Source organism: Rouxiella sp. T17 (assembly GCF_036663475.1).
Classification (GTDB): Bacteria; Pseudomonadota; Gammaproteobacteria; order Enterobacterales; family Enterobacteriaceae; genus Rouxiella.
In genome coordinates this window covers 34,923-55,997 of sequence record NZ_JAWUEA010000029.1, presented here as the reverse complement: position 1 = coordinate 55,997, position 21,075 = coordinate 34,923, and the positions used below count along the sequence as shown (strand labels likewise).

Sequence of the window (21,075 nt, the reverse complement as noted above, 5' to 3'; positions counted from 1 at the left end):
TTATTGGCGGTATCGGGGCGGCGCTGAGTGGAGTGATTTGAGACGTCTTTGGCTCAAATCCGTAATGAGGGAACGGCAAAGCCGCGCGACCTACGCCACGCGCGGGAGCATCTGGAAAGATCTACGGATTTAGTCCTCAAGTTGCAACTTTGGAAAAAAAGCTCGGATTCCAAAGGCCCGAGCGACTGCGGGCCTTTGGGCGGTATGGGCCGCCGCCCATTGAGCGAAGCGAATGCAGTTGAACTTGAACTTGAACTTGAATTTGAACTTAAATTTGAATTTAAAAAGTTTGCCTTAAGATTTCCAAATCTTAAGAAGGATTCTTAAGCTGCTGCTTAACCACCTCCGCGTAGAACCTAACCCCGTTAGGGATAATTTTGTCATTAAAGTCATACTTTGGATGGTGCAAAGGCGCTAACGGCTTAACACTTCCATCCCCTTGACCCAGCCACAAATACGCCCCCGGCCTTTCCTGCAACATAAATGAAAAATCTTCGGAGGTTAAAGCCGGTTTTGGCGCGACGCTCGTCGCAAGACCCGCACTTTTAGCGGCTTGCAAGGCAACTTCCGCCTCGGCGGCAGAATTCACCGTCGCGGGATAATAACGATTATATTTTACCTCGGCCTGTAAACCGTGACCGGCGGGAACGTGCTCGGCGAGGCGGCGCAGGCTGGCTTCGATGATGTCCTGCGCGCGTAGGTCAAAACTGCGGACCGTGCCGGTGATGCGCGCTTCGGCAGGGATCATGTTGTGCGAAAAACCACCCTGAACTTGCGTCACCGTCAGCAAAGCAGGATCGGTAGGGTCGATGCAGCGCGAGATAATGGTGTTTAACTGCACCACCAGCTCGCTGGTCGCTAGCATGGTGTCCGGTGAGAGATGAGGCTGCGCCGCGTGTCCGCCGCCGCCGAAAACGCGAATGTCAAAACGATCGGCTGCCGCCATAATCGGCCCAACGCGCGTTTGCGCTTCACCTTCGGCCAGCTCCGGCCAGTTGTGAACGCCAAACACCGTGTCACAAGGAAAACGGCTAAATAACCCGTCGTCGATCATCGCCTTCGCACCCGCCTGACCTTCTTCGGCAGGCTGGAAGATAAAGTTTACCGTACCGTTAAACTCCACGCTTTTCGTCAATAACCACGCCGCGCCGAGCAGCATGGTGGTGTGGCCGTCGTGGCCGCAGGCGTGCATCACGCCGTGATTCTGGCTCACGTATTCCGGCGCGCCCTGCTCGATAATCGGCAAGGCGTCCATGTCGGCGCGCAGGCCAATACTCTTGCTGCCGCTGCCTTTTCTTAGCACGCCCACCACGCCGGTTTTGCCCACGCCTTCATGCACTTCAAGGCCGAGCTCGCGCAGAAACGCCGCCACAATGCCCGCCGTGCGGTGTTCGTTGAAGCCTAATTCGGGATGAGCGTGAAGGTCCTGACGCAGCGCTATCAGGCGCGGCAAAATTTCTGAAATCAAAGACGCATCGTCGTGAGAAACGGCGTCTTGAGGACCGGAAAGCGTGCTCATATTAATACCCCTTGGTTTTATCGATTTCGCCGATCATTGGCTGTTGAGTCTCAAAACGTTGCAGATTTGCGAGCAGAGCATTCACCGCCGTGTTCGGCTGCGTCTGGCTGGCGATGTGCGGCGTGAGCCACACCGCCGGATGTTCCCACAGCGCACTATCAACCGGCAACGGCTCGGGATCGGTAACGTCCAGCACCGCAGCGCGCAGTTGCCCGCTCTCCAGCGCGGCCAGTAAATCAGCAGCGACAAGATGCGGCCCGCGTCCGGTTTGAATCAGCGCCGCGCCATTCGGTAATTGGGCAAACAGCGCGGCGTTTAGCATCCCGCGTGTCTCATCGGTTAATGGCAACAGGCAGACCAAAATATCGCTGTGCGCCAAAAACTCGGGCAGTTGATCGGCACCGGCCCAGCCCGTAACGCCTGCTATCGCCTTACCCGAACGGCTCCAGCCGTGGCATTCAAAGCCGAAACTCTGCAACGTGTTAAGTGTAGCCTCTCCGAGCTCGCCTAGCCCCATTACGCCGATACGACGTTTGGCGGCGCTGGCAACCGGATGCACTTTCCACTGGTGTTCGCGCTGCTGCTTCAAGTACAGCGGCATATCGCGATGCAACGCCAGCGCGGCGAAAGTCACGTATTCCACCATTCCCTGCGTCAGGCCGGGTTCGACCATTCTGACCACCGGAAGCTCGGCAGGAAGCTGACTCAGGTCGAATTGATCGACACCCGCGCCAATCGAAAACAGGACGTTTAAACGCGGGAAACGCTGCGCCAGATTTTCAGGCGGCATCCACGCGACCAGATAATCGACCTCGGCAAAAATCGCCGGATCGCCCTGCGATAAATCGAGGTCGGTCCACTGAATGAAACGATAATCAGGCGCGATGTCGGCAAAAATATCTTGCCACAGCTTGCCGCGCTTGGGGTCAGACTTATAAAGGATAGTTTTCACGGCCGCTCCTAACCCAGCGCCTGGCTGGTCAAGGCAAAGTTGCGCCAGCCGTCGGGCGCGCGCAGCGGCTCGCCGTCTTTGTACATGGTGACCGGTCGGTCAACGCACGGCACGCCCAGCGACTCCAGCCATTCGCCCAGCCCGCTGTCCGCCTCAACGTCGAGACGCACGAACTCGCCCGGACATTCGCTCAGCAGTTGGGAAATCAGGATTTTCGCGTCTTCGGCGCTGTCGGCAATTACCGGCCCGATAGCGTAACCGCGACCAAACTCGCGCAGCATCGCAAAGCCCGCAGGCTGGTTATCGCGGCTCAACAGCAGGCCTTTTTCCATGCGCAGCGGGCTGGTCGGATTGGCCAGCGCGTCATAGAGCACGCCGCGCTGCATGCCGCTCGACAGGGCATCCAGCTCGATTAAGGTCGAAATATCGTCGCCGTTCAGCGCGCGAAGCTGTTCATCTACCGTCAGCTGTGGCGGCGCAATGTCAGGCAGCTCGCGGCTCTGCTGCTGGCAAATGCCGCCGGTAGCCACAAAACCGAGTTTTTCATATAACGGACGGCCTTCCGGCGTGGCGTGCAGGCGCACCGTGCTGCCGTCGAGCGTGTCAATCAGCGTGGTCATCAGCTTTTTGCCAATGCCGCGTCCCTGACAGTCAGGGCTGACGATCACCAGCCCGAGCGTGGAATAATCACTGCCCCACGGCCAGCAGATAGCGCTGCCCACGACTTGCCCTGCCGTTTCGACCACAAAACCTGTGCCGCAATGCAAAGCAAGCTGCCAGTCTTCAAGACGATGCGGCCAGACAACCTGTTGAGACAGCGTGTGGCAGGCCGGTAAATCCTCGACCGTCATGGCGCGTAGAGTAATTTCGGAAGCATTCAGAGGGTGTTGTTCAGTCATTTACATCATTCCCGGTTTGTTGATTTCGCTACCATCGTTGAAACGGTTATAACGGAAAGGGGTCGGATCGACAACCGGCGCGCGGCCCGTAACCAAATCTGACATTAAGCTGCCCGCGCCCGGACCGATGCCAAAACCGTGCGCACTGTAACCGGCAGAGATAAAAAGCCCCGGCAGTTTATCGACGCCGGAAATCACCGGAATCGCGTCGGGCGTGCTGTCAATCATGCCGCCCCACGCCTGCACGACGCGCACCGCGCCGAGCGCCGGAAATTCGCGGCGCATTGCGTCGACGCCCTCTTTCACCATCGCCTGATCGGCAGCGGGGTCCAGCACGCGGACTTTTTCGAAAGGCGATGGCGCATCAAACTGCCATTTGCCGAGCGCCTCCGGACCCTGTAAAAAGGCGCTCGGGCTGAAATGCACCTTGAGATTTTTACGCCGCGCCTGAAAGGTCGGATAGAATTTTTTGGCGTAGCGCAGACCCTGTGGACCTACCGCCACGCGGCCACGGCCTGATACCGACAGCGTGTAGCTGCCGTCGAGCTGCGGACGACAGGCAAAACCTTCCGTGTAAAGAGGCATCTTGATCACCTGCTCGATAGGCGCGGTGCGCATCGCGGTGCCGATCACGTTGCCGAGCGGCAGGTCGATGCCGTGACGACGGCAGAACATCGAGCTCCACGCGCCGCCTGCACACACTACCGAGCTGGCGCGAATTAACCCGCGTTCGGTCCAGACGCCGCTGACTCTGCCCGCCGAAACATCAAGCCCGCGCACGGCGCAGTATTGAAACACCAAAGCGCCCAATTTTTGCGCGGCAATCGCCAGGCCCGGCGCGGCCAGCGAGGGTTCCGCGTGGCCGTCGGTCGGAGAGTAAACGCCGCCGCGCCACTCTGACACGCTGCCTTCGGTCAGGGCTTTGGCGCGCGCGGCGGTGAGGATTTCGCTGCTCATGCCGTAATTTTTTGCCATCTGGCCCCACTTTTCCCAGGCATCGATCTCTTCCTGTTTTTTAGTGGCATAAACCAGACCCGTATTGCGAAAACCGAGCTCTTCGCCGGTCTCTTGCTTAAGTTCTTTCCAACGTTGCAGCGCATGAATCGACAACGGCAGCTCGCGTTCGTCGCGATTTTGCTGACGACACCAGCCCCAGTTGCGGCTCGACTGCTCCGCGCCAATCAGCCCCTTTTCGAGCAGCACGACGGAGACGCCTTTGCGCGCCAACTCATAGGCCGTGGCGGCACCGGCAATGCCGCCGCCGATCACCACCACGTCTACCGCGTCGGGAAAAAGATGGCTGTCTTGTACAAATCGAATCGGTGCGGGCATGACAGGCGGTTCCTTGTTAAATCGTATTCTTGAGAAAAAGGGGTTTATCGCGCAAGGGTTACTCGGCCAGCGGCAGGCCGACAGGTTCGCCATCCTGCTCTTCGAGCCAGCCCTGACGCAGCTCCGGCACGGCGCGTTTGAGGCGCTCGTAGTAAAGACTGCTGGTCGGTTTGTCATAATCTGCGCGACTCACCTGAGTGACCATGCGGCCGTTATTGACCACGATCACGTCATCACACACGGAACGCACGGCGTGCAAATCGTGACTGATAAACAGGAAGGAGACGTTTAACTCGCGGCGCAGCTCGGAAATCAAATCCAGCACGGCGGCGGCGACCACGGAGTCCAGCGCAGAGGTGACCTCGTCACATAAAATCAGGTCCGGCTCGGCGGCCAGCGCGCGCGCTAAATTGACGCGCTGCTTCTGTCCGCCCGACAGCCCGGAAGGTTTGCGATAGAGCACGGTGTGCGGCAGACGCACCAGATCCAGCAGCTGTTTCAGCCTCGCGTCCAGCGCCTTGCCGCGCAGGCCGTGGAAAAACACCAGCGGACGTTTCAAAATCGTGGCGATAGTCTGGCTCGGGTTCAGCGCGGTATCCGCCATCTGGAACACAAACTGGATGCGACGCAGCTCGTCGAGCGTGCGTACGTCCATGTCCCCTTTCAGATAGGTTTCATTAAAGAGAATGTAACCGTTGCTCGGCGCGATCATGCCCGCAATCGCGCGCGCCAGCGTGGTTTTACCCGAGCCGGACTCGCCGATAATACCGATCGCCTGCCCCGGATAGAGCTTGAAATTGATATCCTCGAGAATGCTGATTTTCGGCTTGCCGTTGTCATCCAGCGGCCCGTAACCGGCGGCCAAATCGCGCACTTCGAGCAGGCATTTCACCGGCTCCTGCTCGGGCTGCCACGGACTGTTGCGCGGTTTGTGCTGCGCGGCGTCAAGCAGGCTGCGGGTGTAAGGCGACTGCGGACGTTGCAGCAGCGCTTCGGTGGTGCCGTATTCGGCGATATTGCCTTTCAGCAGCACCAGAATCTTGTCAGCCATTTGTGCAACCACGGCGAGGTCGTGACTGACATAAATCGCCGTGGTGCCGCGCTGTTTCACCACTCGACGGAATGTTTTCAACACTTCGAGCTGGGTCGTCACGTCAAGCGCGGTGGTCGGTTCGTCGAGAATCACCACTTCAGGGTCGCCAATCAGCGCCATTGCCGCCATCACGCGCTGCAACTGACCGCCCGAAACCTGATGCGGATAGCGGCTGCCAATGGTTTCAGGCGAAGGCAACGCCAGCTCGCGGAACAGCGCCACGGCTTTTTTCTCGGCATCGACGCGCTTCATGGTTTTGTGAATTAAAACGGGTTCGACCACCTGATCCATTAACGTCATGGCAGGGTTAAACGAGGCCGCCGCGCTCTGCGCAATATAGGCGACCGTCGAGCCGCGAAACTGACACAGCTGCGACGTGCTGAGACGCGTCACGTCAGTGCCGGCAAGCTCGATCTCTCCGCCGCTAATTCGACAACCGTGGCGCGCGTAGCCCATCAGCGCCAGCGCAATGGTCGTTTTACCGGAACCCGATTCGCCAATCAGCGCCAGCACTTCGCCCTTCCTGACCTCGAAATTGATATCGGAAACCAGCGTGATAACGTCGTCAGCCTCGTTTTTGGCCTGCACTTGCAGATTGCGCACGTTGACCACAATCGGCATTTCAGTTTGAGTAGCCTGTGTCATATCGTGATGACCCGCTGAATGGATAGATTGAATATTCATGCCGTCTCCTCTTCAAGTTCCAGACGAATCGTGCGACGCGAAGGCAGGCTGTCGATGAACAGGTTAACGCCGATAGTCAGGCTGGCGATGGCGATAGCCGGGATAAGCACGGCGGGCGAACCGTCGAACAGCGCCTGAAGATTTTCATGCACCAGCGTGCCCCAGTCGGCATAAGGCGGTTGCACGCCCAGCCCCAGGAAGCTCAAGCCGCTCAAAAGCAGCACGATATAAACGAAACGCAGGCCGAAATCGGTGAGCATCGGGTGCAGCATATTCGGCAGCACGTCGGTCAGCGCGATATAAAGTTTACTCTCGCCGCGCAGATGAGCGGCCTGCACGTAATCCATCGAACGCAGGTTCGAGGCCATCGCGTAGGCAATTCGATAGGCGCCCGGCCAATATGTGATGACGGCGGTGACGATCAGCATCGGCAGCGAGGAGCTGAACACGGCCACAATCAGCAGCGCCATAATTTTGCCGGGCATAATCAGCAGCGCGTCGTTGATTCGGCCTAGCAGCTCTTCAAGCCAGCGGCCGGACATTGCGGCCAGCAGCGCCAGTAAGGTGCCCAAGGTGCTGGCGAGCACGGCGGCGGAGAGTGCCAGTCCAATCGAATAACGCGCGCCGTAAAGCACGCGGGTCAGCATATCGCGGCCAAGATAGTCGGTTCCGAGCAGGAAGGTTTTACTAAAGCCTTCGTTGATGCCGCCAGCGCCGAGATCTTCGACGTTATAAGGAGAAAGCCAGCCGCCAAACAGCGCCATGCAGAGCCAGAACAGGGTGATCGACAGACCGACCCGCCCGGTTATGGACAACGAGAGCCAGAAGTTCAGCGCTTTTCTCAACACTCTTACCGTTTTTCGCATCACGAATCCCCTCTGGTAACTTACTGTTTCAGCTTTGGATTAAAGGCAATGGTGGCGACATCGGCCAGCAGCAGCAGCAGCAGATAGCAGGTGCTGAACAGCATCACGCACAGCTGCACAATGGGCAGGTCGCGGTTGCTCACGGCATCGACCATCTGGCTCGCCAATCCGGGATAGCTGAAAATGGTTTCGATAATAATGACGCCGCCGAACAGATAAGAAAGGCTCAGCGAAATCGCGTTGGCGATAGGTCCGACCGCGTTCGGCAAGGCGTGGCGCAATACGGCGCGCAGCGGGCTCACCCCTTTAAGCAGCGTCATTTCAAGATAGGAACTGTCGAGCTGGTTGATGATTGCCGAGCGCGTCATGCGCGCCATTTGGGCGATAATCACGCAGCACAGGGTAAAGACCGGCAGCGCATAGACGCGCAGATAGCCTAAAAAGTCCTGATTAGGGGAACCCAGCGACATCGCCGGGAACCAGTGTAAATGCACCGCAAACACCATGACGCAGACGGTCGCGACCAGAAATTCTGGCACGGCCACCACCGACATGGTGCCAACCACCAAAATACGATCAATCAGCGAACCCCGTTTCATCGCCGCCGTAATCCCGATAATCACCGCCAGCGGCACAGACACCAGCGTAGTGATGCCTGCCAGCTGGAACGTCGCCGGAATGCGTTGGGAGACCAGCTGGCTGACCGGCATATTATTGGCAAAAGAGAGGCCAAAATCGCCGTGCAGCATGCCGCCGAGCCACACAAAGTAGCGCTGCCAGATAGGCAGATTCAGGCCCAGTTGCTCACGCAGCGCGGCCACGGTTTCAGGCGTTGCGGCCTGTCCGAGCAGCTGCTGCGCCGCATCGCCCGGCAGCAGGCTGGTGATGAAAAACACCAGCGCCGAGACGATAAACAGCGTAACTACGCCAGAGCCGATACGACGGAGAATAAGGAACAGGATAAGCTGATTCATTGCTGCCTCCGGATTACGCGGTTAACCAGACTAATTCGGTAAAGCGATAGCCCATCATCATGCCGGACGGATAGGACTCCACCCCTTTCACTTTATTGCTATAACCATCCAGTGCGCTGATAAACAGAGGAATGATAGTGCCGCAGTGGTTGTAGACCAGCTCCTGCATGTCGCCATACATCTGCTTGCGCTTGGCCTGATCGCGCTCGCCGCGCGCTGCCGTCACCAGTTGGTCAAACTGTTCGTTTTTCCAGCCGGACTCATTCCACGGTGCGTCAGACTTGTAGAACTGGCTGAACAGCATGTCGAGCGTCGGGCGCGGGTTCACCGAGCCATAGCCCATCGGGTGTTTCATCCAGTGCTGCGACCAGTAACCGTCGTACGGTACGCGGCGCACTTTAAGGTTCATCCCGACCTGGCTGCCCAGCTGTTGCAGGAACTGCGCGCCTTCGATTGCGCCTTCGATGTTATCGGTAGCGACAATTTCCAGGCTCGGCTTCACCAGCCCAGACTTCTTGAGGTAAAACTTTGCCTTGTCCAAATCCATCGGGCGCTGCGGCAGCTCTTTGTTAAAGAATGGATGCCAAGGCGGAACCGGATGGTCATTGGCGATGGTGCCATAACCCTGCACCACGTTTTTCAGCAGCATTTCGCGCGGTTGCAGATATTTCATTGCCAGCACGAAATCAGGATTGCTGGTGATAGCCGCGTCTTGACGCAAAATCAGGTCGGAATACATGCCGGATTTGCTCTCGAGCACCGAACAGCTGCCGGAACCGTTAACGCGTTTCACATCGCGCGAGCTTAACGTCGAGACAAAGTGCAGCTCGCCGGAGAGCAAGGCGTTGACGCGCGCCGCAGGATCGGTTACGCCGAGCAGTTCGACTTCATCGAGGTGCGGCAGGCCCGGTTTCCAGAAGTTTTTGTTGCGCTCGCCCACGGTACGCGTGCCCGGAGAGAACTCTTTGCAGACGAAAGGCCCCGTGCCGATACCTTTGGAGAAATCTTTGGTGCCGTCTTGCAGAATAAGGAAGGCAGGCGTGCCGAGAATTGACGGCAGGTCGAAGTTGGCCTGCACCAGCTTCAGCTCGACTTCCATCAGACCCACGGCCTTGATGCTGGCGAACTGTTTTGCCAGCGCGATGGCGGTAGAGGCCGTGGCCGGATCCTGATGGCGTGCCAGCGAGAACACGACATCCTGCGCGGTCAGCGATTTGCCGTCGTGGAAGGTCACGCCCTGACGCAGCTTGATGCTCCAGACAATGCCGTCGGAACTGGTGATCGACTCGGCGAGACCCATCTGCGGGATGAGCTTGGTGTCTAACTCGGTTAAGCCGCTATAAAACATATACTGGCGCATGTAATCGCCACTGTTGTTAGCCTTGGCCGGATCCAGCGTATCCGCTGCCGAGGAGTTAGCCGCCGCCGCGCGCAGCTTGCCGCCTTTTACCGGCGTCGCCTCTGCGGCCCATGCGCTGTTAGGTAAACTGATAATGCCCGTGCTTAAGGCTGCACCGGCAGAAAACATCTTCATCACGCCGCGACGTGAAATATTAATGTCTGCCAGTGAGTTCACTGCCAGATTTGCTGCTGACTTCGGTGTAGCTGGACCTGATTCTTTACGAAATTTGCTCATTGAAATCTCCCCGAATGCGGTATTTACCGAAAAAAGCCGTTGATGTTTGTCGATACTTTTAGAACATGTTGTTGCCTATCATTTTTATTTATAACTTTCTGTTTAAAACCCCGGACTTATAAAATGTCTTACTTATTAAATCGTTAGATTACGAAACCTTGTCTTTGGCTTTGTAATACAGGCCCGCCATGGGAAGGAACCACGGCTTGCCAAAATATCCCGGCATCGCGGCCCAATTGCTGCGCTGCCACGGATTGCTTACCGGCTGTCCGGTAATCAACGCCGCCATCACTTTGCCCATGTAAACAGACATTTGCGTGCCGTGGCCGCTATAGCCCATGGAGTAAAACAGCCCTTCGTGCTCACCGGCGCGCGGCAGGCGATCGGCGGTCATGTCGACCAATCCGCCCCAGCAATAGTCGATTCTGACGTCGGCCAGCTGCGGGAAGAGTTCGCTTAATCCCTGACGCAGCACGGCACCGCTGCGCGCGTCTGAGGTGGGATTACTGATAGCAAAGCGCGCACGGCCGCCAAAGATCAGGCGGTTATCTGCCGTGGTGCGGAAATAGTTGCCGATATTCAATGAGGTGACGTAGGTGCGATTATTTTTAAAGGACTCTTGCAGCTGGCCCGGCGTGAGTGGCGCGGTGGCGATGATAAAGCTGCCGACCGGCACGATACGGCGCTGGAACCACGAGAACGGACCTTTGTCGGAGGTGCCGGTGGCGAGCAAAACGCGGCCCGCTTCAATGTCGCCGCGCGCCGTGCTGACGCGATAACGATGGCCATCAATCTGCTGCAAGCCTGTAACCGGAGTATGTGCGTGGATCACCGCCCCTTTGGCGACGGCGGCCTGCGCCAGTCCGACACCAAATTTACCCATGTGCATCTGCCCGCCGCCTTTTTGCAGCAGGCCGCCGTGGAAGGCATCGGAGCCGATTTCGTCGCGAATGTGGCTAGCGTCAATCAGCTCGACGTTGCTGTCTACGGTACGTTTAAGCAATTCGTAGGTTTTCACTAATGAAGGAAAATGCTTGGCCTTGCTGGCAAGTTTGAGTTTGCCGGTGCGAATCAGGTCGCAGTCAATAGTTTCTTCTTTAACAACCGAGTGAACATATTCCACCGCGTCGGCATAGGCGTGATAATAAATAGACGCCTGCTCAAGGCCCACGCTCTCGACCAATGAAGCAAAGTTTTGCGCCACGCCGGTGTTGCAGTGTCCGCCGTTGCGGCCCGATGCCTGACTCAGCACCTCGCCCGCTTCCAGCACCACCACATTTACGCCAGCCTTGGCGAGATTATAGGCTGCAGACAGCCCGGTAAATCCGCCACCAACGACCACTACGTCGGCCTTTGCCGGAAGCTCGCTCGCCGCCGCGCCGGAAAATACCGGCGCCGTTGCCTGCCAAAATGATTCAAGTTTCATGCTGTGCCTCATCCAGATTTACCGTGCCGTCAACCGTCTGCCCGCAGGCGTCGGGATTAAAGTCCTACTACACCCGGCAAATCGCCGACGCTTTTAATTTCGGTATATTCGTAAGCTGCACAGGCCGGATCGTGTCCGCGATTGACCCAAACCTTGTTTTTGATGCCCATGTCGTAGCAGGTCATCAGGTCGTAACGCAGGCTTGAAGAGACGTGCAGAATATCTTCAGGACCGCAGCCCAGCTGGTCGAGCATGTATTCGAAGCCCTGCTGTCTTGGCTTGTAGGACTGTGCCTGCTCGGCGGTAAACACGGCGTGAATTGGCGCGCCCAGACGCGGCACATGGTGGGTAATCAGGTCGTCCATAGAGTTGGTCAGCAGCACCAGCGGGAACTCTTCGGCCACTTTCGCCAAACCGGCAGGCACATCAGGATGTGGACCCCAAGTTGCACAGGCTTCCATGATGCCCGCGCCGTCGCTGTCTTTATATTCCACGCCCCATTTCTTGCAGGTGCGGATCATCGCGTGACAAACGACATCGGCGTAAGGTTTCCAGGCGCCTAGAACTTCGTCGAAACGATAGCGTGCGAAATCGGTGGTGAAAGCCGGCATCTCCTCAGGGCTAACGCGATCGGCGAAAATATTTTTAGCCGCACCGGCCATGTCGAAATTGATCAGCGTGCCGTAGCAGTCGAAAGTAATGAACTTAGGTTTGAATACCGCCATGATAATCCCCTTCTCCAATAATGTTGTCGTGGTATGAAAAGTCTTAAAAATCAATCAGTACACTTTTATAACGCAGGCAGGCTTCATACGCCTGACGGCCCAAATCCTTGCCAATGCCGGAGCCGTTGAAGCCGCCGGTTGGAATAATGAAATCGCCCGAACGGCCATAGCGGTTGATCCACACGGTGCCCGCCGCCAGACGGCGCATCGCACGCAGCGCGCGGTCGATATTCAGCGTGTGAACGCCCGCCGCCAGCCCGTAAATGGCGTGATCCGCCAGCGCTAAACCTTCTTCTTCGCTTTCGAAGGTTTGAATGGTCAATACCGGGCCAAAAATCTCTTCCTGCACGGCGGCAGACTCTGCGCCTACGCCCGCTAAGAGCGTGGGTTTGAAGAAATAGCCTTCATCGGTATTCGGGAAAAATTCGCCGCCGGCCAGCAACTGCGCGCCCTCTTTAACGGCGGATTGGACGATGGTTTCAATTTTTTTCGCCTGACGCACGTCGATAATCGGCGCGTAGCGGCAGGCGCTGTTCCAGGTATTGCCGGGTTCAACGTTTTCACACAGCTCAACCAGCTTGGCGATCAGCGCGTCGGCAATGCCGGACTGCACCACCAAACGGGTGCCCGCGACGCAGGCCTGTCCGCCGTTAGCCGTGAAGCCACGGAAGATGCGCGCCGCAACGACGTCGATATCACCGGCGTCATCAAACACTAACTGCGGGCTTTTGCCGCCAAGCTCGAGGGTGACGGGTTTCATGCCGTTTAACGCGGCCTGACTCATGATTTGCGCGCCGGTGGCGGTCGATCCGGTGAAGGAGATTTTGCGCACCAGCGGATGGTTGACCAACGCGCTGCCACAGCTCACGCCACGACCTTGAACGATGTTTAAAACGCCCGCTGGCAAGCCTGCTTCAATCGCCAATTCGGCTAAACGAACGGAGGAAAACGGCGTTAATTCAGAAGGTTTCAATACCACTGCGTTGCCTGCCGCCAGTGCCGGACCCAGTTTCCATGAGGCCATGGAGAGCGGGAAGTTCCACGGCGTAATCGCGCCGATCACGCCGTAAGGCTCAGGCACCAGCATGCCGAGGCTGGCGCTGCGGGTTGGCAGCACGTCGCCGCTGTATTTGTCGCAGCATTCGGCGTAGAAACGAATCGCTTCGGCGGTAAACGGAATTTCGTGGTTTACCACGTCAAAAATGGGGCGCGTCGAGCTGACAGCTTCGAGCTGGCCGAGCTCTTCGGCGTTGGCGTCAATTAAATCTGCCCAACGGCGCAGCACTTTGCCGCGCTCACGTGGAGGACGCGTGCCCCAGCCGCTTTCGAGCCAGGACTGATGCGCGTTGGTTACTGCCAGGTCAACCAGCGCGGCGTCAGCGTCGGGAATTTCGCCGAGAAATTGTCCGTCAGAAGGACGATTCACGCGCAGGCGCTCGCCGGTGCCCTCATGGATTTTGCCGCCAATCAGGTGCCCTTTCGGCAAAAACACGTTTTTGGGATCAAAACTCAACATAGTGAATCATTCCTTTTTGATTGCCGTTTTTTAGGCAGTAACTATTCGATAAAAGCCGTTTGATAAAACATCCTCGATAACACACTTCGTTATGAGGCATTGCTTTAAGGAAAAGGTGTTATTTCCCTTTGCTCGGCAGGGAGATCTTTTATAAAAACCTGCGTGCCGAAAATAAATATTTTGTTTGCTGTCTAGTTATTCATAACAACGACTGAAAACAGCAAATTTAAAACCTAAGAGAGTTATTACTTTTCTTTTTTTTCTTAGGTATCTACTAACTACTCCATTAAGTTCTCTATTAAGCTCTCTATTAACTACTAAGCACAAAGCGTGCCATATTCTTTAAAACGGAATATGCGGAAATTGCCTGCCAAAAAACGTTTTATGCCGAGTTAAGGGTTAAAACTTCACCTTTCCGTCGCAACATTATTCAATGAAAAATAAGCGAATGAAAAATGTACATTTACTGCACCAAAGCAGGGAATCTCTGCACTTTGTTTGCACTTTTATGATCTAAACAAGAATTCACCAAAGCCATTAGCTGCATTAAAGCATTATTTTTTATGAATAAATGAGAAATGCACCGCAAAAGTTCACAGGAGTTTAACAAGCACATTAAAACGGCAGGAGTAAAAGGAGGAAACTATTAGACAGGCTAAAAATGCGGCTATCGGGGAGGTGATAGCCGCGTTCCTAAGCATTAAAGGATAAACACAGAACCTACAACATAAAGCAAAAAATAGTCGCTAAACAAACTGCTAAAACTCATACCGATAATCTTGGCTAACGCTGTCTCAAAAAAGAACAGCCTGCTTATTAATTAAGCCCGCCAATATGGAAAGATTTCATTTCAAGATATTCTTCAATACCGGCTTTCGCGCCTTCACGGCCAATTCCTGAAAGCTTTATCCCGCCGAACGGCGCTATTTCTAGTGAAACGGAACCGGTATTTAAGCCGACCATTCCAAATTCCAGTTTTTCAGCCACGCGCCATGAACGACGTAAGTTTTCGGTGAAGTAATAAGCAGCCAAACCAAATGGCGTGGCGTTAGCCAAATCGATCGCTTCCTGTTCATCGTCGAAACAAAACAGTGGCGCGACCGGCCCGAACGTTTCTTCGTTAGCAATCAGCATCGAAGAGGTGACGTCGGCTAAAACGGTAGGTTTGGCAAAGTTGCTGTCGCCTTCGGCGATGCCGCCGGTCAATAAGCGCGCGCCCTGACTTAGTGCGTCATCGATGTGGCGATTGACTTTTTCGACCGCCGCCTTGTTAATCAACGGGCCAATTTGCGTGGTTGCCTCAAAGCCGTTACCGACTTTCAGCTTGTTGGTTTCTTCCACTAGCCGCGCGGCGAACTTATCGTAAATGCCGCGCTGTACCAAAATACGGTTGGCGCAGACGCAGGTTTGGCCGCCGTTGCGGAACTTGCTGACCATGACGCCAGCGATCGCCAAGTCGATGTCGGCATCGTCAAACACGATAAACGGCGCGTTACCGCCCAACTCAAAGCTGAGGCGTTTGACCGAATCGGCACACTGGCGCATCAACAACTGGCCCACGCGAGTCGAGCCGGTAAAGGATAATTTGCGTACCAGCGGATTGCTGGTTAACTCCGCGCCGATGCCCTGCGGCATGCCGGTCACTACCTGTAACACGCCTGCCGGAATGCCCGCGCGGGTAGCAAGCTCAACCAACGCCAGCGCCGACAGCGGTGTTAAGTCAGAAGGTTTAACAATAATCGGACAACCCGCCGCAATCGCTGGCGCGCATTTACGGGTGATCATCGCAATCGGGAAGTTCCACGGCGTGATAGCGGCGGCAATGCCAACCGGTTGTTTCAACACCAGAATTCGACGGTCACGGGTTGGCGCAGGAATAGTTTCGCCATAAATCCGTCGCGCCTCTTCGGCAAACCATTTAACGAAGCTGGCACCGTAGCGCACTTCACCGCGTGCCTCTTCCAGCGATTTACCCTGCTCCGCCGTCATGATAACGGCGAGGTCTTCGGTATTATCCAAAATCAGCTGATACCATTTTTCCAGCATCGCGGCACGATCTGCTGCCGGGGTTTCGGCAAACGCTTTGCGACACGCTTCCGCGGCCTGAATGGCGTCGCGAGTGTCCTGCTCGTCCATCGCGGGAACCTTGGCAATCACCTCTGCCGTGGCCGGATTGATCACATCAATCGTCTCGCTGCTGTGCGCGTCGACCCAGCGACCGGCGATAAACGCCTGCTGGCGGAACAGTGTTGAATCCTTCAAAGGCAGTTGCGACATATTTTCTCCACTCGGGCAATCAATTCGTTTGGGTATGAATTTACTCTACCGACAACGGCGAATTTTTTGTGGGGAATGCGCAGCTCGGCGCAGCAGATTCTGCGTTATCTCTCTGACAAAAAACATTTCGTGTTTGGCGTTGGGTCGATGTGACGGCAATAACGTTAATGGGAAACTGCTGGAATCAGCCTCTTAATTTAGGAGTTAATACTTAATATCACTATTTAATTCTACTTATAAGATCAAAGCGGACCATTGATCTCTACTTAATGCACTGAATAGCATAAAACTCCAAATCCGTATCTCAGGTGAGATTTAACACCGTATTTGGCTGGCAGAAAGGATGAACCCATCGTCTAAAGATAATGCACCGCCGATTAGTGCAGGTTGAAATCAAGGGTTGACGCTAGCAGCTTGAATTTAAGCATTTAATTCGCTCAAAGCACGATAGTTGGAATCCCGCAGGGCTTTGTGCTGCTTTCACACCAGCCGCCTAAAGTTAATGGCAGACCTCCGGTAGCAGCGCCGCTGTCCGATGACCGCAAGGTACGCCGCAGGGGTTGGCAATTCTCTTAAATGGAGATGACAGTCATGAAAGAACTTACGCTGAATGACGTTGAGTTGGTGGCGGGTGGTGATTTGGCATCAGATGTGATCAGTCAAGCTCAGACTGCTTTAAACGCTTCAGGTGGTTTGGTAACTCATAACTATAAATTAGTTGTCGGGTTTACAACCTCAGCAACTAATCAGGTAATAAACACTGTGAACGATGATATTGATTTTATTACAAATCCATAATAATTGTGAAGGTTTTTACTGCGGCCTAAAATGGCCGCAGTTTTCAAATTTTTATGCTTGAGACAAATCATGCCCCCACTCTTCCGCCCCGAAGTCGCGACGCAGCAGCAGTCCCAGTGGTTGGGCAAGGCGCTGCTGCTTAAAGGCTGGCCGCCGTGGATTACCGTTTTCGTTACCTTGATTTTCATCGCCTCCCTGCTCGCCGCGCTGATTTTTGCCAGCTATGCGCGACGGATTAGCGTTAGCGCCGAAATCATTACCCAGCCGCAAACCATCAATCTGTTTTCACCCGAACAGGGCGTAATTGCCAAACTGCTGGTCAGCAACGGACAGCAGGTTAGCGCGGGTACGCCCCTGTATCAGATTGATTTAAGTCGCATTACTCAGGCGGGTAACGCCAGCACCTCAACGCTGGCCGCCATTAATAAACAGCATAACCAGCTGGACGATATAATTGCCCAGCTTGAAAGTAATAAGCGCGCCACCCTCGCTAATCTCCAGCAGCAGCTCGAGCAGTATCAGCAGGCGCAGCTGGGGCTGAATAAAATGGTCGCCTCGTCGCAGGAGGGATTAAACGCGATGCGCGCCAGTTTAGCCTCTTACAATACGTCGTTGCAGCGGGGCTTAATCACCACCGATCAGCTCAACAACCAGCGTTATCTCTATTATCAGCAGCAAAGTTCGCTGCAAAGCCTCAATGCGCAGGTGATTCAGCAGTCATTGCAAATCAGCGGCTTGCAAAGCGCCAAGGTGACCAAAGGCGCGGATTTTGATAATCAAATCTTGCAATCGCGCTATCAGCAGCAGGGATTAGATCGCGAGATGGCGCAGGCGGACGTCAGAAACTTGTTGATGATCAATGCGCCGTCAGCAGGCAGCGTTTCATCGTTAAGCGTTACGGCGGGTCAGATGGTGAACGCCGGTGACAGCCTCGCGCAGCTGGTTCCCGCCTCCGGTTCGGCGTTTTATCTCATCGCCTGGCTGCCCGATGAAAGTCGCCCGTATGTAAAACCCGGCGACACGATCAGCGTGCGCTACGCTGCCTTTCCGTTTGAGAAATATGGTCAATTTCCGGGTAAAGTGCTGTCGATTGCCGCCGCGCCAAGCACGGATAAAGAGATGATCGGTTATATCAGCGCGCCGCGCGGCAGCAATGGCGCGATTAACGGTACCTATTTCAAGGCGCTGATTGCCCTTAACGAAGCCTCGGTAAGCTGGCACGGTCAAAAATTAACCCTCACCAGCGGCATGCAGGCGCAAACCACGCTTTTTCTCGAGCAGCGGCCGCTTTATCAGTGGATGCTGTCGCCCTATTACAGCCTGAAAAACAGCGTTATGGCCCCCGCGCCTAGCAGCTCAAATGGCCCGCTAAATGAATAAGAATTTAAAGGCGCTCACCGACAAGCTGCATTTTGGCTTTCGTCGTCGCGTGCCGCAAATTATTCAAACCGAGGCCGCCGAATGCGGGCTGGCCTGCCTCACGATGATCTGCGGCTTTCACGGCCTGCACACCGATTTGCTGACTCTGCGCCAGCAGTTTGAAGTCTCAACTCGCGGCGTCACGCTGCGAACCTTAATGAGTATCGCCAGCCAGCTGCACTTAAAATCGCGCGCGTTACAGCTTGATATGACTGATATTTCGGCACTCAAAACGCCGTGTATCCTGCATTGGGATTTAAATCACTTTGTGGTGCTGGTGGCGATTCGGCGCGGCAAGCTCGTCATCCACGATCCCGCGTTTGGTCGTCGCGTGCTGAGTTTACAAGAGGTTTCAGGGCATTTTACCGGCGTGGCGCTGGAGCTGTGGCCCGACGGCGAATTTAGCCAAAAGAAAAGCCTCAACCGATTGAATTTAAGACGGATGATAGGCAATGTCAGCGGGCTGATGGGCACGTTAACCAAGCTGTTTTGCTTTTCGTTATTGATTGAGTCGGTGAATCTGTTGCTGCCCGTCGGCATGCAATTAGTAATGGATCACGTGATTCCTGCGCAAGACGCCAACCTGCTGACGCTCATCTGCCTCGGGCTGTTTTTCTTCGTGCTGTTTCGCACCGGCGTCAGCATTCTCAAGTCCTGGACCCAGTTAGTGATGAGCACGCTGATAGACGTGCAGTGGAAAGCGCGACTGTTTGACCACCTGCTCGCCCTGCCGCTGGCCTATTTTGAGAAACGCAAACTCGGCGATATTCAGTCGCGGTTTCTCTCGCTCGATACCCTGCGCACCACGCTCACCAGCAACGTGGTCAACAGTTTGATGGACGGCATAATGTCGGTCGGGCTGGTAGTGATGATGATCCTGTACGGCGGCTGGCTGGTCTGGATAGTGCTCGGCTTTACCCTGATTTACTGCCTGCTGCGCCTCGCCACTTATCCGACTTATCGGCAGATTTCAGAGGAGCAGTTAGTTAAAAACGCGCGGGCCAGCTCCCATTTTATGGAAACGCTTTACGGCATGGGCACCTTGAAAGCGTTGGGATTATCGTCGAATCGCGCCCAGCGCTGGCTGAATATGAACATCGATAATGCCAATGTGGCGGTACGGAAAACGCGCTTTGAGATGATGTTTTCGGGCTGCAACACGCTGATCGCCACGATCGACCAGATTGTGCTGCTGTGGCTCGGCGCGACGCAGGTGATTGACGGCCATATGACGCTCGGCATGTTCGTAGCCTTTAACACCTATCGCGGCCAGTTTTCTGAACGCGCCGCCAACCTGCTGAATATGCTGCTGCAACTGAAAATGCTGTCGCTGCATTCGGAGCGTATTGCCGATATTGCCTTAAACGAGGTTGAACATCACCTGCCTGAGCGAGCATTGATGCGAGCGGGAGAGGCCGCGTCGCTGGAGGTAAAAGAGCTGTCGTTTCAGTATGATGCCCTATCGCCGCCGCTAATTAAAAATCTTGATTTGCGGGTCGCAGCGGGAGAAAGCGTGGCGATTGTCGGCCCATCGGGTCAGGGAAAAACCACGTTAATGAAGATTCTTGCGGGACTCTTATTGCCCACCTCGGGCGAAATTCGGGTCAACGACTTGGATATCAGCAAGGTCGGCGTTAATAATTATCGCGCCTGTATCGCCTGCGTGCTGCAAGATGACACCTTGTTTGCCGGCTCGATTGCGGAAAACATCGCCGGATTCGAGCCTTTGAGCGAGCCGGAACACCTGATCGACTGCGCCACGCGCTGTAATATCCACGATGACATTTTGGCGATGCCGATGGGTTATGAAACCTTGGTCAGCGAATTGGGCGGCAGCCTCTCCGGTGGTCAGAAGCAGCGCCTGTTGATTGCTCGCGCGCTCTATCGACGTCCGAGCATTTTATTTCTCGACGAAGCCACCAGCCATTTGGATATCAACAACGAACGGCACATAAATGACGCCATCGCAGCATTAAAAATCACCCGCATTATTATCGCTCATCGCCCCTCAACGATTGCCTCCGCAGACCGCGTTTTCGTATTGGGAAGTTAACGCCCTCCTTTCTTTTGCCTCACTTTCAGCTCGCTAAAAATTACACTTTGTCATAACTCGATTAATAAAAAACCAGCCGCCTAAAAATAGCGCAATACCCCTATATATTTAATGTATTTAATTAGTGTTAATTTTGATCATCAAATATTTCTTATGCTTTTACCTGAATACTTAAGCTTAAGAATGATGACAATAAAACCTTCACCTCTTTTGAAAATTGCTCTATATTCAGCCATTTATCTGACAAATAATTAATAAATAAGAATATTAATCTTTTTTAATAAAACCCAAAGTCAAACTTAACAAGATAGTTTAGAGTACTTTCCGTCATCGCCTGGCGTCGAAAATTCGCGGCGCAAAAAATAATCAGCGATTACAGTTAACTTTTACTTATGTATAAATGAGCTTTTCATTTAACTAATTTTATCTATAGCAGAGGTTACCATGAAAGAACTGAACACAATGGAAGTTGAGCAGGTTGCAGGCGGCGGTTTAATTTCAAGCCTGGTAAGCAACGTGGTAAGCACTGTTAGCCCACTGGTGAGCCCAATCGTTAACACCACTATTCCTAACGCTGTTAGCGCAGTCGCGACTGGCGTTTCTGATGTGGTAAAAGCGCTGGTTTAAGCCTTTTTCAACTCATCGAGCTGAATTCCTGTCAAAGAATGACTCGAGTGAAACACACTTTTTTTGGAGATAATGATGAAAGAACTGAATAGCGTTGAAGTTGAACAAGTTGCTGGTGGCGGCCTGCTTTCAAGCCTGGTAAGTAACGTTGTAGGCACCGTGGCAAGCACCGTAGGTTCTGCGGTGACCACGCTGGCAGAAACTACGATCCCTAACGCGGTTAGCAGTGTTGAAACCGGCGTGACTGACGTGCTGAAAGCGCTGGTCTAATAAGACGCA

18 protein-coding genes are annotated in these 21,075 nt (G+C 54.7%); 6 read left to right on the top strand and 12 right to left on the bottom strand.

Annotated features, from left to right (window positions below; translation table 11 throughout):
• The first annotated feature begins 48 nt into the window (after window positions 1-48).
• Window positions 49-327, top strand: a complete 279-nt coding sequence (locus tag SC206_RS10500; RefSeq protein WP_332736919.1) for a hypothetical protein — start codon at window positions 49-51, stop codon at window positions 325-327.
• On the opposite strand, the gene SC206_RS10495 is transcribed toward SC206_RS10500, so the two are convergent.
• The 12 genes from SC206_RS10495 to SC206_RS10440 form a co-directional block, all read right to left on the bottom strand.
• On the bottom strand, window positions 311-1,453 hold the full coding sequence (locus tag SC206_RS10495) for a M20 aminoacylase family protein (protein WP_332736926.1): 1,143 nt from the start codon (window positions 1,451-1,453) through the stop codon (window positions 311-313). The genes SC206_RS10500 and SC206_RS10495 overlap by 17 nt on opposite strands.
• Before the next feature lie 67 nt (window positions 1,454-1,520).
• The gene (locus SC206_RS10490) at window positions 1,521-2,471 is read right to left on the bottom strand and encodes a 2-hydroxyacid dehydrogenase (protein ID WP_332736917.1); all 951 of its coding nucleotides are present in this window, start codon (window positions 2,469-2,471) and stop codon (window positions 1,521-1,523) included.
• Between the two features lie 8 nt (window positions 2,472-2,479).
• Complete coding sequence (locus SC206_RS10485; RefSeq protein ID WP_332736915.1) at window positions 2,480-3,370, bottom strand: GNAT family N-acetyltransferase; 891 nt, start codon at window positions 3,368-3,370, stop codon at window positions 2,480-2,482.
• Window positions 3,371-4,702: an NAD(P)/FAD-dependent oxidoreductase gene (locus SC206_RS10480; protein WP_332736913.1), complete on the bottom strand. Its 1,332-nt coding sequence runs from the start codon at window positions 4,700-4,702 to the stop codon at window positions 3,371-3,373.
• 58 nt (window positions 4,703-4,760) lie between these two features.
• Window positions 4,761-6,440, bottom strand: coding sequence for an ABC transporter ATP-binding protein (locus SC206_RS10475; protein WP_332736924.1), 1,680 nt, complete (start codon window positions 6,438-6,440; stop codon window positions 4,761-4,763).
• 35 nt (window positions 6,441-6,475) lie between these two features.
• Entirely contained in the window at window positions 6,476-7,345 is an 870-nt protein-coding gene (locus tag SC206_RS10470; protein WP_332736911.1) for an ABC transporter permease, read from the bottom strand.
• Window positions 7,346-7,365: 20 nt separating this feature from the next.
• The gene (locus SC206_RS10465) at window positions 7,366-8,319 is read right to left on the bottom strand and encodes an ABC transporter permease (protein WP_332736909.1); all 954 of its coding nucleotides are present in this window, start codon (window positions 8,317-8,319) and stop codon (window positions 7,366-7,368) included.
• A gap of 13 nt (window positions 8,320-8,332) precedes the next feature.
• Entirely contained in the window at window positions 8,333-9,955 is a 1,623-nt protein-coding gene (locus tag SC206_RS10460; RefSeq protein WP_332736907.1) for an ABC transporter substrate-binding protein, read from the bottom strand.
• Window positions 9,956-10,103: 148 nt separating this feature from the next.
• Window positions 10,104-11,381: an NAD(P)/FAD-dependent oxidoreductase gene (locus SC206_RS10455; protein WP_332736905.1), complete on the bottom strand. Its 1,278-nt coding sequence runs from the start codon at window positions 11,379-11,381 to the stop codon at window positions 10,104-10,106.
• Window positions 11,382-11,437: 56 nt separating this feature from the next.
• Window positions 11,438-12,106 (bottom strand): haloacid dehalogenase type II, encoded by a 669-nt coding sequence (locus SC206_RS10450; protein ID WP_332736903.1) that lies wholly within the window; start codon window positions 12,104-12,106, stop codon window positions 11,438-11,440.
• A 43-nt stretch (window positions 12,107-12,149) separates the two neighbouring features.
• Entirely contained in the window at window positions 12,150-13,622 is a 1,473-nt protein-coding gene (locus SC206_RS10445; protein WP_332736901.1) for an aldehyde dehydrogenase family protein, read from the bottom strand.
• An 816-nt stretch (window positions 13,623-14,438) separates the two neighbouring features.
• Entirely contained in the window at window positions 14,439-15,899 is a 1,461-nt protein-coding gene (locus tag SC206_RS10440) for an NAD-dependent succinate-semialdehyde dehydrogenase (RefSeq protein ID WP_332736899.1), read from the bottom strand.
• A gap of 591 nt (window positions 15,900-16,490) precedes the next feature.
• Between SC206_RS10440 and SC206_RS10435 the strand changes: the two genes are divergently transcribed.
• The 5 genes from SC206_RS10435 to SC206_RS10415 all read left to right on the top strand — a co-directional run bounded on the left by SC206_RS10435 (window position 16,491) and on the right by SC206_RS10415 (window position 21,066).
• A complete protein-coding gene (locus tag SC206_RS10435; protein ID WP_332736897.1) occupies window positions 16,491-16,697 on the top strand; it encodes a hypothetical protein in 207 nt (68 codons plus the stop codon).
• Window positions 16,698-16,766: 69 nt separating this feature from the next.
• A complete protein-coding gene (locus SC206_RS10430; protein WP_332736895.1) occupies window positions 16,767-18,077 on the top strand; it encodes an HlyD family secretion protein in 1,311 nt (436 codons plus the stop codon).
• The gene (locus SC206_RS10425) at window positions 18,070-20,169 is read left to right on the top strand and encodes a peptidase domain-containing ABC transporter (RefSeq protein WP_332736892.1); all 2,100 of its coding nucleotides are present in this window, start codon (window positions 18,070-18,072) and stop codon (window positions 20,167-20,169) included. Before SC206_RS10430 ends, SC206_RS10425 begins: the two co-directional genes overlap by 8 nt.
• A gap of 444 nt (window positions 20,170-20,613) precedes the next feature.
• Entirely contained in the window at window positions 20,614-20,796 is a 183-nt protein-coding gene (locus SC206_RS10420) for a hypothetical protein (protein WP_332736890.1), read from the top strand.
• Between the two features lie 72 nt (window positions 20,797-20,868).
• Entirely contained in the window at window positions 20,869-21,066 is a 198-nt protein-coding gene (locus tag SC206_RS10415) for a hypothetical protein (RefSeq protein ID WP_332736888.1), read from the top strand.
• Window positions 21,067-21,075 lie beyond the last annotated feature (9 nt).

Bases quoted from the DNA above. Each gene is read 5' to 3' on its own strand.
- SC206_RS10485 (WP_332736915.1), bottom strand. From the start codon at position 3,370: ATGACTGAACAACACCCTCTGAATGCTTCCGAAATTACTCTACGCGCC.
- SC206_RS10480 (WP_332736913.1), bottom strand. From the start codon at position 4,702: ATGCCCGCACCGATTCGATTTGTACAAGACAGCCATCTTTTTCCCGAC.
- SC206_RS10475 (WP_332736924.1), bottom strand. From the start codon at position 6,440: ATGACACAGGCTACTCAAACTGAAATGCCGATTGTGGTCAACGTGCGC.
- SC206_RS10470 (WP_332736911.1), bottom strand. From the start codon at position 7,345: ATGCGAAAAACGGTAAGAGTGTTGAGAAAAGCGCTGAACTTCTGGCTC.
- SC206_RS10465 (WP_332736909.1), bottom strand. From the start codon at position 8,319: ATGAATCAGCTTATCCTGTTCCTTATTCTCCGTCGTATCGGCTCTGGC.
- SC206_RS10460 (WP_332736907.1), bottom strand. From the start codon at position 9,955: ATGAGCAAATTTCGTAAAGAATCAGGTCCAGCTACACCGAAGTCAGCA.
- SC206_RS10455 (WP_332736905.1), bottom strand. From the start codon at position 11,381: ATGAAACTTGAATCATTTTGGCAGGCAACGGCGCCGGTATTTTCCGGC.
- SC206_RS10450 (WP_332736903.1), bottom strand. From the start codon at position 12,106: ATGGCGGTATTCAAACCTAAGTTCATTACTTTCGACTGCTACGGCACG.
- SC206_RS10445 (WP_332736901.1), bottom strand. From the start codon at position 13,622: ATGTTGAGTTTTGATCCCAAAAACGTGTTTTTGCCGAAAGGGCACCTG.
- SC206_RS10440 (WP_332736899.1), bottom strand. From the start codon at position 15,899: ATGTCGCAACTGCCTTTGAAGGATTCAACACTGTTCCGCCAGCAGGCG.
- SC206_RS10435 (WP_332736897.1), top strand. From the start codon at position 16,491: ATGAAAGAACTTACGCTGAATGACGTTGAGTTGGTGGCGGGTGGTGAT.
- SC206_RS10430 (WP_332736895.1), top strand. From the start codon at position 16,767: ATGCCCCCACTCTTCCGCCCCGAAGTCGCGACGCAGCAGCAGTCCCAG.
- SC206_RS10425 (WP_332736892.1), top strand. From the start codon at position 18,070: ATGAATAAGAATTTAAAGGCGCTCACCGACAAGCTGCATTTTGGCTTT.
- SC206_RS10420 (WP_332736890.1), top strand. From the start codon at position 20,614: ATGAAAGAACTGAACACAATGGAAGTTGAGCAGGTTGCAGGCGGCGGT.
- SC206_RS10415 (WP_332736888.1), top strand. From the start codon at position 20,869: ATGATGAAAGAACTGAATAGCGTTGAAGTTGAACAAGTTGCTGGTGGC.